10 protein-coding genes are annotated in these 12,561 nt (G+C 67.4%); 7 read left to right on the top strand and 3 right to left on the bottom strand.

The genetic code is table 11. The annotated features are described in order from the left end of the window. Nucleotides 1-23: 23 nt before the first annotated feature. From DI605_RS10500 to DI605_RS10475, 6 genes are all read left to right on the top strand, one after another. The gene (locus DI605_RS10500) at nt 24-1,148 is read left to right on the top strand and encodes a DUF3089 domain-containing protein (RefSeq protein ID WP_293973055.1); all 1,125 of its coding nucleotides are present in this window, start codon (nt 24-26) and stop codon (nt 1,146-1,148) included. Then, nucleotides 1,145-1,609, top strand: coding sequence for a Holliday junction resolvase RuvX (gene ruvX / locus DI605_RS10495; protein WP_293973052.1), 465 nt, complete (start codon nt 1,145-1,147; stop codon nt 1,607-1,609). The genes DI605_RS10500 and ruvX overlap by 4 nt, the downstream gene beginning before the upstream one ends. Nucleotides 1,610-1,680: 71 nt before the next feature. Next, the gene (locus tag DI605_RS10490; protein ID WP_293973049.1) at nt 1,681-2,670 is read left to right on the top strand and encodes an aspartate carbamoyltransferase catalytic subunit; all 990 of its coding nucleotides are present in this window, start codon (nt 1,681-1,683) and stop codon (nt 2,668-2,670) included. Beyond that, complete coding sequence (locus DI605_RS10485; protein WP_293973398.1) at nt 2,670-3,884, top strand: dihydroorotase family protein; 1,215 nt, start codon at nt 2,670-2,672, stop codon at nt 3,882-3,884. The genes DI605_RS10490 and DI605_RS10485 overlap by 1 nt, the downstream gene beginning before the upstream one ends. Further along, the gene (locus DI605_RS10480; protein WP_293973047.1) at nt 3,881-4,936 is read left to right on the top strand and encodes an SPOR domain-containing protein; all 1,056 of its coding nucleotides are present in this window, start codon (nt 3,881-3,883) and stop codon (nt 4,934-4,936) included. Before DI605_RS10485 ends, DI605_RS10480 begins: the two co-directional genes overlap by 4 nt. After that, nucleotides 4,933-6,198, top strand: a complete 1,266-nt coding sequence (locus tag DI605_RS10475) for a Xaa-Pro peptidase family protein (protein WP_293973044.1) — start codon at nt 4,933-4,935, stop codon at nt 6,196-6,198. The genes DI605_RS10480 and DI605_RS10475 overlap by 4 nt, the downstream gene beginning before the upstream one ends. Before the next feature lie 599 nt (nt 6,199-6,797). Here DI605_RS10475 and DI605_RS10470 read toward each other — a convergent pair. The 3 genes from DI605_RS10470 to DI605_RS10460 form a co-directional block, all read right to left on the bottom strand. After that, nucleotides 6,798-7,166 (bottom strand): hypothetical protein, encoded by a 369-nt coding sequence (locus tag DI605_RS10470; protein WP_293973041.1) that lies wholly within the window; start codon nt 7,164-7,166, stop codon nt 6,798-6,800. 89 nt (nt 7,167-7,255) lie between these two features. Beyond that, nucleotides 7,256-8,812, bottom strand: coding sequence for a PAS domain-containing sensor histidine kinase (locus DI605_RS10465; RefSeq protein WP_293973038.1), 1,557 nt, complete (start codon nt 8,810-8,812; stop codon nt 7,256-7,258). A 71-nt stretch (nt 8,813-8,883) separates the two neighbouring features. After that, entirely contained in the window at nt 8,884-11,040 is a 2,157-nt protein-coding gene (locus DI605_RS10460; protein WP_293973035.1) for a ComEC/Rec2 family competence protein, read from the bottom strand. A gap of 94 nt (nt 11,041-11,134) precedes the next feature. Here DI605_RS10460 and gltX point away from each other — a divergent pair, with 94 nt between their 5' ends. After that, a complete protein-coding gene (gene gltX, locus DI605_RS10455) occupies nt 11,135-12,559 on the top strand; it encodes a glutamate--tRNA ligase (protein WP_293973032.1) in 1,425 nt (474 codons plus the stop codon). Nucleotides 12,560-12,561: the final 2 nt, after the last annotated feature.

The raw sequence follows: 12,561 nt of genomic DNA, 5'->3' as shown, positions 1-12,561 counted from the left end.
GGCGAGCGGCGCTTCGTTCGAGGATGCACGCCCTGCTTGCCCGCAAATTCCTTTATGTGATCGCCGCGATCATCCTGCTGATCCTCGCCCTCGGCATCAGCTGGGCCGTGTTCCAGGATCGCTTCATCCGCTGGACGTTCGTGCCATCCGCCGATTTCGCGGGGAACGAGGCCGGCCCCGCCCCCGATTATGCGAAGGTCACCGCCTGGGTCGCCCGCCCCGATCTGTCACTCGATCCCTCACGCTACACGCCGCCGGGCTTCACCGCCGCCGCTTATCCCCGCGCGGCGATCTTCTACATCCCGCCCACCACCTATCTCAGCAAGGCGCGCTGGAACGGCCCGGTCACCGATCCGGAGGCGAAGGCCCGCACGATCCTGTTCGCGAAAAGCCAGGCCAGCGCCTTCAATGGCATCGGCCCCGTCTGGGCTCCTTATTACCGGCAGGCGACTTTGGGCGCCTTCCTCGTCGCTGGCGATCCCCGCGCCGCGAAAGCGATGGATCTGGCCTATGCCGACGTCGCCCGCGCCTTCGATGTCTTCGTCGCCGCCCAACCGCTCGACCGGCCGATCATCCTCGCCGGCCACAGCCAGGGCTCGCTCCACCTGCTCCGCCTGCTGCGGGAGAAGGTGCGCGGTACGGAGCTCCGCTCGCGCGTCGTGGCGGCCTATGCGATCGGCTGGCCGATCTCCAGCACGGCCGATCTGCCGGCTTTGAGCCTGCCCGCCTGCAAGACCCCCGACAGCCACACCTGCCTCGTCTCGTGGCAGAGCTTCGCGGAGCCTACCGAGCCGCGCCTGATCGCCGCTTATTTCGATGCCACCACCGGCTATGCCGGCCTGCCCCGCAAGGGCACGACGATGCTCTGCTCCAATCCCCTGACCGGCATTCCGGGCGGATCGGCGCCCGCCTCCGCCAATCGCGGCGCGCTGGTGCCGAATGCGGACTATTCCACGGCCGATCTGAAGAAAGGCCTGGTCGGCGCAGCCTGCACGCCCGAGGGCATCCTCTCGATCGGCGCCCCGCCCGAAGGCTTCGGGGGCTATGTGCTGCCGGGCAACAATTATCACGTCTTCGATTATGCCCTGTTCTGGGCGAATCTCCGTGCGGATGCCGAACGCCGCACCGCCACGATGCCCGTTCCATGATCGCCACCAAAGCCCTCGATTTTCGCGACGCGCTCCCGGAAGGCGGTCGCCTCGCCGGGCTGGACGTCGGCACCAGAACAATCGGTGTCGCCTTCTGCGATGCGGGCTGGCATATCGCGAGCCCGGCCGAAACGATCCGCCGCGCCAAATTCTCGGTGGACAAGGCGATCCTGCGACAGCTGCTCGTACAGCAAAGCGCACGCGGCCTCGTCGTCGGCCTGCCCCTCAATCTCGACGGCACCGATAGCCCGCGCACCCAGTCCGTCCGCGCTTTCTGCCGCAACATAGACGATCTCGGCCTGCCTATCCTGCTGTGGGACGAGCGCTGGTCCACCGCTGCCGTGACACGCACGTTGCTGGAAGCGGATGCCAGCCGTGCGCGCCGCCGCGAGCTGGTCGACAAGCTGGCCGCCGCCTACATCCTTCAGGGCGCGATCGATGCGATCGCCGGCATCGGCTGACGCCGGAGCCACGACGCGCCGGCTCACATCGAACTTGAGCAAAGGCACCACCCCCGATAGGAGCGGCGACGATGTCTTCCGCCCCGCCCCGCTCCAGAGACGAGAGGTTGGGGGTTCATCCGTTCCCCCATCGCCACCTGCTCGGTATCGCCGGCCTCGCGCCGCACGAAATCCTCTTCCTGCTCGACGAGGCCGAACAGTGGATCGCGCTCAACCGCTCCACCGAAAAGCGTGACGACCGTCTCCACGGTCTCACCCAGATCAACGCCTTCTTCGAAAACAGCACGCGCACGCTGCTGAGCTTCGAGATCGCCGGCAAGCGGCTGGGCATGGACGTGGTCAACATGGCCGTCGCCCAGTCGAGCGTGAAGAAGGGCGAGACGCTGATCGATACCGCGATCACGCTGAACGCCATGCGGCCGGACGTGATCGTGATCCGCCACGAATCGTCGGGCGCGGTACGGCTGATCGCGGACAAGGTGGACTGCCCCGTCCTCAATGCCGGCGATGGCCGGCACGAACATCCCACACAGGCCCTGCTCGATGCGCTCACGATCCGCCGTCGCAAGGGCCGCATCGCCGGGCTCACCGTCGCGATCTGCGGCGATGTGCTGCACAGCCGCGTCGCGCGATCGAACATCCTCGCGCTTGGCACACTGGGCGCGGACGTGCGCGTCGTCGGCCCGCCCACACTTTTGCCTGCCCATGTCGAACGGATGGGCGTCACCCGCTTTACCGATTTCGATGCCGGGCTGGAAGGCGCGGACGTGGTGATGATGCTCCGCCTCCAGAGCGAGCGGATGGACGGCGCCTTCGTCCCCTCCCCCCGCGAATATCACGCGCTCTATGGCCTCACCGCCGAGCGCCTCGCCCGCGCGGCCCCCGACGCGCTCGTCATGCACCCCGGCCCGATGAATCGCGGCGTGGAAATCGCCAGCGACGTGGCGGACGATCTCAACCGGTCCGCCATTCCCGAGCAGGTGGAAATGGGCGTGGCGCTGCGTATGGCCTGCCTCGACGTGCTCACGCGCGGCCGGCGCGGCGTGGAGGGCTGGGCATGATGCTGGCGCTCCTCAACGGCCATGTCGTGACGCCCGATGGCGTGATCGAGGGCGGCGTGCTGGCCGAAGGCGGCCGCATCGTGGCGGTCGGCGGATTCGACGTGCCAGCCGGCGCGAAGCGCATCGACGTCAGCGGCAAGACGATCGCGCCCGGCATCGTCGATGTCGGCGTGTTCGCGATAGACATGCCCGCCTTCGTCGCGGGGGGCATCACGCGCGCCCTGCTGATGCCCGATCAATCGCCGCCGCTGGATACGGTGGCGCTCATCCAGCGCGCGGCGGCCGCCGGCAAGCCGCACGTCTGGATCCATCCGCTCGCCGCGGCCACCAAGGGCCTCAAGGGTGGCGACCTGGCCGAGATCGGCCTGATGGTGCGTGGCGGCGCGACCGGCGTTGCGACGGGGCGCGAATGGATCGCCGATTCCGCCGTCATGCTCCGCCTGCTCGGCTATGCGGGCGCGCTCGGCCTCGTCACCATCAGCCATCCCGAGGATGGAGGGCTGGTGCGCGGCACCGTGGCCACGGAAAGTGAATCCGCCACCCGCATGGGCCTTCCTGCCGCCCCCGCCGAAGCGGAGGCGCTCGCCGTACAACGCGATCTGCTGCTGGCCGAGATCAGCGGCGCGCCGATCCATTTCCGCCAGGTGACGACCGCGCGCGCGCTCGATCTGATCCGGGCCGCCAAGCGCCGTGGCATCCCCGTCACCTGCGGGATCACGCCTGCGCACTTCCTGCTTTCCGATGTGGCGATGGGCGATTTCCGGACCTTCTCGCGCCTGTCCCCCCCGTTGCGGGAGGAAGCCGATCGGCTCGCCTGCATCGCCGCCCTGGCGGACGGCACGATCGACCTGATCTGCTCCGGTCATGATCCGCGCGGCCCGGAAGCCAAGCGCCTGCCTTTCTCCGATGCCGAGCCCGGCATGGCCGGCGCCGAGACCCTGTTGGCCTTGTCGCTGGCGCTGGTGCGCGACGGCATGGTTTCGATCGAGCGCCTGTTCCAGTTGCTCTCCACCACGCCGGCACAGCGCTTCGGCCTGCCGGCGGGCGCGATCCAGCCGGGCGCGGAGGCGGACCTTCTCGTGGTGGACGCGCATGCCCCGTGGCGCATCAATTCGGAAAAGCTGGTCGCCAGCGCGGGCAACACGCCCTTCGACGGCCTGCCCGTGGAAGGGCGCGTCGTGACGACGATCAAGGGCGGGGTGATCCTGGGATGAAAGCGCGCGCCGCCTGTGCCGCCCTGCTGCTGACGCTGGCCACGCCCGCATTCGCGCAGACGATCGGGGAGATCCAGACGAAGGCGGCTGCCGGCGATCGGGATTCGCAATTCCTGCTGGGTGAGGCCTATCGCACCGGCCAGGGCGTGACGCCTGATCGCGATCAGGCGATCGCCTGGTTCCGCAAGGCCGCCTCGCTGGGCGATCTGCGCGCGGCGGATGCGCTGGGGCTGCTGCTGTTCACCAAGGGCGATCGCAAGGAATCCATTCCGCTGCTGGAAGCGGCCGAGACGCGGCAGGACGCACGCGCCCTGTATCTGCTCGCCACCGCGCGCTTCAATGGCGATGGCGTGCCGAAGGACCTGCCCCGCTCCTATGCGGAAATGCGCGCCTCCGCCGACAGGGGGCTTCCGCAGGCGATCCGCAGCCTCCAGCTGATGGAGCCCTATGTCACCGATCAGGATCGGGCCGCCTCGGCGGCGATCCGCCCTGGCCAGCCTGTTCCCCCGACACCCCCGGCCGCCGCCCCTGCGGCACAACCCGGTGTGCCCGCGACCACGGCGGCCCTGCCCCCCCGTGCGGCCCCGACGCCGATCCAGACGATCGAGCTGCCTCCTTCGCAACCTTCGAGCGCCGCGCCACTCCTGCCGCCCCGCCCGGAGCCGCAGCCCGCGCCCGCCACGAGCCCCGCTTCCCTAGCGCCCCCCCCCCCCGTCGCGCCTCCGCCCGCCGCCCCGGCCGCGAAGCCCCCGGTCGCAAAGTCGCCAGTCGAGACGGCCCCGCTGCGTCCGGCACCGGCGCCCCCTCCCGCCTCCGGTAAATGGCGGGTGCAACTGGGCGCGATCGCGACGCAGGAGAAAGCCGAGGAGCATTGGCGCCTGCTCGTGAAGAAGCTGCCCCGCCTCGCCAGCCTCCCCCACGTTACCGCGCAGGCCGGCGCGATCTGGCGGCTTCAGGCCAGCGGCCTTTCCAGCCGCGCCGACGCGCAGGATCTGTGCAAGGCGGTCATCGCCAAAGGCGGGGACTGCATCGCCCTGAATCCGGCGCCATGAAAACGGGCGGGATCGGCAGGCGCGAACTGCTGGGCGGTGCGCTCGGCGGCGCCGCCCTGTCGCTCCTGCCCGCAGGCGCCTTCGCCGCCGAGATCGACACCAGCGATCTCGCGAGCATGACGGGCGACGTGAAGCCGATCGACGCCGCCGAACGCGCCGCCCGCCTCGAACGCGCCCAGCGCCTGATGCACGAAAACGGCATCGCCGCCATGCTGATCGAGCCCGGCGCGAGCCTTGTCTATTTCACGGGCATCGAATGGTGGCTGAGCGAGCGGCTGACCGCCGCCATCCTGCCGGCCAGGGGGGAGGCGATCATCGTCACGCCCTTCTTCGAAGAACCTTCCGTGCGCCAGTCGCTTGCCATTCCGGCCGATGTGCGGACGTGGAACGAGGATGAGGATCCGATCGCCCGGATCGCGCAGGCCCTGCGTGATCGGGGCCTTGCGACAGGCCGGATCGGGATCGAGGAGCGCGTGCGATTCTTCGCCAGCGACGGCCTGGCCCATGCGCTGCCGCAGGCGAAACTCGTCTCGGCCAACCCGGTCGTGCGCGGTTGCCGGATGCGCAAGACGGCCGCCGAGATCGCGCTGATGCAGAAGGCCAGCGATATCACGATCGCCGCCTATCGCTGGACGGCGCCCCGCATCCGCGAGGGCATGACGCCCCACGACATCGGCGCGCTGATGGATGCCGCCACGCGCAAGCTGGGCGGCGTCACCGAATTCAACCTGATCCTGCTGGGCGAGGCGGCCGCCTATCCGCACGGCTCCTCGAAGCCCCAGCGCGTGCGCGAGGGCGAGATCGTACTGATGGACTGCGGCTGCACGGTGGAGGGCTATCAATCGGATATCTCGCGCAGCTTCGTTCCCGGCCGCGCGCCGGACGAGGTGCGCCGCGTGTGGGAAACGGTGGCGCAGGGGCAGCGTATCGCCTTCGCCGCGGCGAAGCCCGGCACGCCCGCAGGCGCGATCGACGATGCCGTGCGCGCTTATTACGAACGCCAGGGCTATGGCCCCGGCTATCGGCTACCCGGCCTTTCGCACCGCACCGGCCACGGCATCGGGCTGGACGGGCACGAGCCGGTCAATCTCGTCCATGGCGAAACCACGCCGCTGGCCCCGGGCATGTGCTTTTCCAACGAGCCCGGCCTCTATCTTCCCGGCAAGTTCGGCGTCCGGCTGGAGGATTGCTTCCACATGACGGAATCCGGCCCGAAATGGTTCTCGGAACCCCCGCCCTCGCTCGACAAGCCATTCGGCTGAGCCCGGCCCGGGCGGACCGGGGGGCAGACAATCGCGTGCGGCGCCGTGGCGAATTTGGATGGCTTCCTCTTCGTCCACCTTCCTGGCCCCGACGACTGGAGGTTACGGTGATTTTCGCCGCAATTGCGGTCGTTCGCGGACAGTGGCAGCTTCGCTAGATGCGGACCATCAGTTTGGTTAGCCTTTGCTTCATGATCTTGGTCACAGGAGCGTCAGCTCAACCGCCGAAAACAACCTTGCCACGGTGGGCGACTGTTATTCCGACGGCGTTTCGCGGCTCTTGGGATGAGCAGATTGCTGATGGGTGCTCGGATCGAGAGGCTCGATATGCGCTTGATGCGAAAAGCCTCAACGAATTCGAGGTATGGTGGCACGTCAAACGAGTGCAAATCATCAATGATCGTTCGATCGCAATAGACGCCGTACTCGATAAGCAGTTTGGCCGGCCGGAGCATTTCACTTGGCGGTTCGAGATAGTGCCGGGTGGCCTGAGGCATCCGGGCGGCGACGGCACGGTATTTCGGCGTTGTCTCCACCCACTCGTGTTTGGGAAGTAGGCTTCTGCTTACGCCCCATTTACTGACGTTCTACCAAGGGTTTTAAAAGTCGGCGGCGCGGCTCAGCGAGCTGAACTCGTTCCAGCTTGGCCCCTCACCGCATCCCCCTTCCTTGCAATGCAGATGCTCAATCATCATTGCCCGCGTCCGAATTATTTCATTACAGGGCGCAACACTTTCCGGACGAAAAATGGTAATCGGCCTCGGCAGCACCATTTCACCGACAATTTGTAAGTTACGACGCAAATTTTTCCAAGATATTGCGTTGCCGTTCCACAACGGCTTTCCACTTATTTTTAGGCCTACAGTATTCCACCCCGGCACCGACACAACGCTATTCTCTTGTCGTTCCCAGCTCTTTGGGGTCGGCGGGCAAAATGCAGACGCTGCAGCCAGCAACAAAAAGATCATGCTTTCACATAAGGTATTGGCGCATGGATGTCATTACTCCGTCCGCTTTCCACCAGAAGCCGCTACTCCGAAGCCTTGCCCCGCAAATCTCAAGCCGCCCGCTTATCCGGCCGGTCCCGTGTCGCCGCCGCGCGGCGCAGGATGCGGGAGACCTGGTCGATCGAATAGGGCTTGTGGATCAGCTCGAAGCCGTCCGTGCCGCCCGCCGCCAGCACATGGCTGTAGCCGCTCGCCAGCACCACCGGCAGCCCGCCGTGGATCCGCCGTATCTCCTTGCCCATTTCGATGCCCGTCATCCCCGGCATCACGACATCGGAAAAAACCACGTCGAAGCGTTCGGCATCGTTGGCGATCTCGCGCAGCCCCTCGACACCGTTGATCGCCAGTACGGTGCGGAAACCCAGCTGATCCAGCACATCCACCGTGCTGGCCGCCACCTCGGCATTGTCCTCCACCACCAACACGCACGGCGTGGTATCGGCATGCTCGGGTTCATCCGTCGCGATCAGCGGCTCCGCCAGCGCCGGCGTCTCCACCTGCGGCAGATAGAGGGTGAAGCGGCTGCCCGCGCCCACTTCGCTTTCCACCTGTATCTCGCCGCCGGACTGGCGCGCGAAGCCGAACACCTGCGAGAGGCCGAGCCCCGTGCCCTTGCCGACTTCCTTGGTGGTGTAGAAGGGCTCGAAGATCCGCTCGCGATCGGCGGGCGCGATGCCGCTGCCCGTATCCGTGATGCTGATCGCCACGAACGCCCCCGTCACCGCCGGGCGCTCGCGGATGGCCGGGATCATGTCCGTCGCGCGGATCGCGATCGTCAGATGCCCTTCGCCCTCCATCGCATCCCGCGCATTCACGGCCATGTTGACGAGCGCGGTATCGAACTGGTTCGTGTCCGCATTCACGCACAGCGCGTCATCCGTGAAATCGCGCGTGATCGAAACGCGCGCGCCCACCAGCGTCTGCATCATCTCGCTCATCTTGTGGATGTTGGCATTCGCGTCGAACGTCTCGGGCTTCAGCGTCTGCCGGCGCGCGAAGGCCAGCAGCTGCTGCGTCAGCTTCGCCGCACGGCCCACCGCCTCGTCGATCGCGCCGACATAGCGCGCGCGCCTTTCCTCCTTCGGGCTTGGCAGCTTGAGCATCTCCACCGCCGATTTCACGATGGTCAGGAGATTGTTGAAATCATGCGCGACGCCGCCCGTCAGCTGGCCCACGGCCTCCATCTTCTGCGACTGGCGCAGCGCATCCTCCGCCGAATGCAGCGCCGCCTCGGCCCTCAGCCGATCGCTGATATCCTTGGCATGATGGAAGGCGCCGATGATCGTTCCGCTCGCATCGCGCAGCGGCGCATAATAGATGTCCCAATAGGGCTTGAAGAGATCCGGATCGCCAAATTCCTCGGTGACGTTGAATATCTCTCCCGCCAGCGCACGCGACATGAAACCGCGGATCACGGGCCGCTGCTCCGGCAGGAAGAGATCCGGAAAGACATCCCCGATCTGAACCCGATAATGATAGATACGGAAGAATTCGTCGCTGTGCGCGCGATTGAAAGCGATCATCCGAAATTCGTGGTCGAATGCGCAGATCGGCGATGCATCCGATTGACCGATCACTTCCCAGAGATTCGAAGTTTCGTCCGACATCGCGATCCTCCCGCTCCGGACGTAGCACAGGCCAGACCACATCCAACATAAAAGTTAATGTTAACAAACTATTATATGATATCCTTCCATCTAATCGGCAAAATCACACTGGATGGATTTGCCCAAGGGTGAACATCGCCCGCTTTTGTTGCGGAGATCTTTCCATCCGAAAGGTTGATCGCGATACCCCCCGTCGCGTGCAGCGCGGGCGCGTCCAGCTTCAGCCAGCGCGGCGCGCAGCCGCGCGGGAGGCGGCGATCGGCGACGACGATGTCGGCCCATGCGCAGACCGCCGTCAGGCGTGTCCAATCCAGCCGATAGCGGCTGCGCAGGGCGAGCAACCGCCATGTCCGCGCGCCACGCGCGATGGCGATCAGGCAGGCATCCTCGCTGCACCGCGCACCCGGCATCGCATCCAGATCCAGCGCCTCGCCGTCAACGCCCATGCCCGTCGCCAGCACGTCGCGCACATAATCGCCGGCGCGCGATCGCAGCAGGTGAATCCTTCCGTCTCGCGCCCGGATGGCGAGGTGGCGGCCGTCATTCGTCACCAGCAGATCCGGCGCCGGCGTCAGCATGGCCCAGATCGCGCCGACGCCGATCGGCAGCAGGCCCAGCCGGCGGGTCGGCGTGCGCCACAGCAGCAGCCACAATCCGCCGGCGACCATGGCCACGAAGGCACCGAGCGGCATCGAGGGCAGCGCGGAAACCGCGCCCGGCAGCGCCGACACCGTGCGCGCCAGCCACAGCAACAGGGCGAGCCCCCGGCCCGCCACCCACCAGAGGGGGCCGCCGGCACCGGCCAGATCCAGCAGCAGCGCCATCGCCTCCGCCGGCATGATGACGAAGGTGGTCAGCGGGATCGCGATGATGTTGGCAAAGGCGCCGTACAGGCCGGCCTTGTGAAAATGATAGAGGCCGATCGGGGCCAGCGCGGCTTCCACGACGATGCCCGTCAGCAGCAGCGAGCCGATCTCGCGAGCCATCCGGCGTGGCCAGCTTTCGTCGCGCCTGAGCGTGAACGCGCGGACCAACGGATGATCGTGCAGCGCCACGATCGCGGTGACGGCGGCAAAGCTCAACTGGAAGCTCGGCCCGACGAGCGCCTCCGGCCGGAACAGCAGCACCACCAGCGCGCCGACCGCCACGAGCCGCAGCGTCATCGCCTCCCGCCCGATCGCGAGGCCCGCGAGCACGATCAGGGCCGCCACGCAGGAACGCACCGTCGGCACCTCCGCGCCCGAAAGCAGGGTATAGCCTATCCCGGCCAAAGCGCCCGCGCCCGCCGCGATCAGGTGCAGAGGCCAGCGCAGCGCCAGCCGCTCGCTGAACGCGAGCAGCTTCAGGGTGAGGAACATCGTCGCCCCGATCGCCGCCGCCACATGCAGGCCGCTGATCGAAAGCAGATGGGCAAGGCCCGAGCGGCGCATCGCATCCGCATCCCCCTGCGCGATCGCACCAACATCGCCGGTGACGAAAGCCGCCGCGACGCCGCCGATGCTTCCTTCCAGCCGATCCTGGATATGGCGGGTCAGCGCCGCGCGCTTCGTCGCCAGCCAGCGCCGGAACCCGCCACGCTCCGGCGGGGCCACGATCGCCACCGGCCCCAATGCCTTGCCCGTCGCGCCGATCCGCCGGAACCAGGCGACCCGCGCGAAATCATAGGCCCCCGGCACCGCCGCTTCGGGCGGAGGCACAAGCCGCGCCCGCATCGCGATGCGGGCTCCGGGATCCAGCGCCGGAGGCGCCTCGGCATCGTCGATCGACACCCGCACCCGCGGTGGCAATCCCGCCCCCGCATCCGGCGAGACGAGCAGCCTCACCTGCCCGCGTGCCGGCAACCGATCCGCCTCGATCATCGTACCGGACAGCGCCACCACCTGGGGCCGCGCCAGCACGGGCGCCGCCACCTCCATGCTGCGCGTCCAGGCCAGCCCGATGCCCAGCATCGCGACGAGCGCACTCCAGCCGATCGACCGCGCCAGCCGCCCGCCCCGCCCGATGGCGAGCGCCGCCGCACCCGCGCCTCCGAACAGCGCCGCCGCCGCCAGCCACATCCAGGGCGCTCCCAGCGCGAAATACAGGCCGATGCCCAGGCCCAGCGCCACCGGCAGCCACAGGCCAACCTGATCCCGCTCCGCCTCCAGCCACCGCTCGGCCGCCGCGCGCCAGCGCGCCGGATGCGGATCGCCAGAAGACGCGACCGCCCATTCTGCTTCCGCGCCCATTTCCCCCTCCGCCCCATTTGCCCCCGGGGAGCGTCATGCTAGGGGGCCCCACCCCTAGACCCGCAGACCGGGTCCAGCTTGTAAGAGGCATTCGTTGAGCGCAAGCGCACCCGAAGCGACGGGCACGGCGGTCGTAACCCGCTTCGCCCCCTCGCCGACCGGCTATCTCCATATCGGCGGAGCGCGCACCGCGCTCTTCAACTGGTTGTTCGCCCGCCACCATGGCGGCAAGTTCCTGCTGCGGATCGAGGATACCGACCGCGCCCGCTCCACCGAGCCCGCGATCGAGGCGATCCTTGACGGGATGCGCTGGCTCCAGCTCGATTGGGACGGCCAGGAAGTCTATCAATTCGCCCGCATGGCGCGCCACGCCGAGGTCGCGCAGGCGATGCTGGACGGCGGCAGCGCCTATCGCTGCTGGATGACGCAGGAGGAGTTGACCGCCCAGCGCGAGGCCGCGCAGGCCGCCAAGCGCCCCTTCAAGGTGGACAGCCCGTGGCGCGATCGTACCGATGGGCCGATCGACCAGCCCTTCGTGGTCCGGATCAAGGCGGATCGCGGTGGCGAGACGACCATCCACGACAAGGTGCAGGGCAGCGTCACCGTCGCGAACGACGTGCTGGACGACATGATCCTGCTCCGTTCGGACGGCACGCCGACCTATATGCTGGCCGTCGTCGTCGACGATCACGACATGGGCGTCACCCACATCATCCGGGGCGACGATCATCTCAACAATGCCTTCCGCCAGCTCGGCATCATCCGCGCGATGAACTGGGCGGAGCCGACCTACGCGCATATCCCGCTGATCCACGGCGCGGACGGCGCCAAGCTTTCCAAGCGGCACGGTGCGCTGGGCGTGGATGCCTATCGTGACGAACTGGGCCTGCTGCCGGAGGCGGTGAACAACTATCTGCTGCGCCTGGGCTGGGGCCATGGCGACGAGGAGATCATCGCGCGTGATCGCGCCGTCGAACTGTTCGATCTGGCCGGAGTCGGCCGCAGCGCTTCGCGCTTCGATCTGAAGAAGCTCGAGAACCTCAACGGCCATTATCTGCGCGAGGCGGATGATGCGCGCCTGGCCGATCTCGTGGCGGCCCGAATGGGCCTAAAGAACGACTCGGAAAAGCGCGATCTGCTGCACCGCGCCATGGCTTCGCTGAAGCCAAGAGCCAAGAATCTCAATGATTTGACAGAGAGCGCACAATTCCTTTTCCGCACTCGCCCGCTGGACGTGGACGAAGCCGCCGGCAAGCTGCTAGATGGCGACGCGCGTCGTCTGCTGGCGCGTGCCCGGGATGCGCTCGCGGCGGTTGACGACTGGAGCATCGCGATGCTCGAAGCCGCCGTCCGTCAGGTCGCGGAAGAGGAAGGACTTGGCCTCGGCAAGCTCGCGCAGCCGCTGCGTGCAGCCTTGACCGGCCGGACGACTTCGCCGGGGATCTTTGATGTCCTCGTCCTCATCGGGCGCGAGGAAAGTCTGGCCCGTCTGGGCGACCAGATCGATCGGCCGGCATAGAT

The sequence above is a fragment of the Sphingomonas sp. genome (assembly GCF_003248515.1).
Taxonomy (GTDB): Bacteria; Pseudomonadota; Alphaproteobacteria; order Sphingomonadales; family Sphingomonadaceae; genus Sphingomonas_I.
Note: the sequence above shows the minus strand (reverse complement) of the source record. Positions and strands in the feature narration are given on the sequence as shown.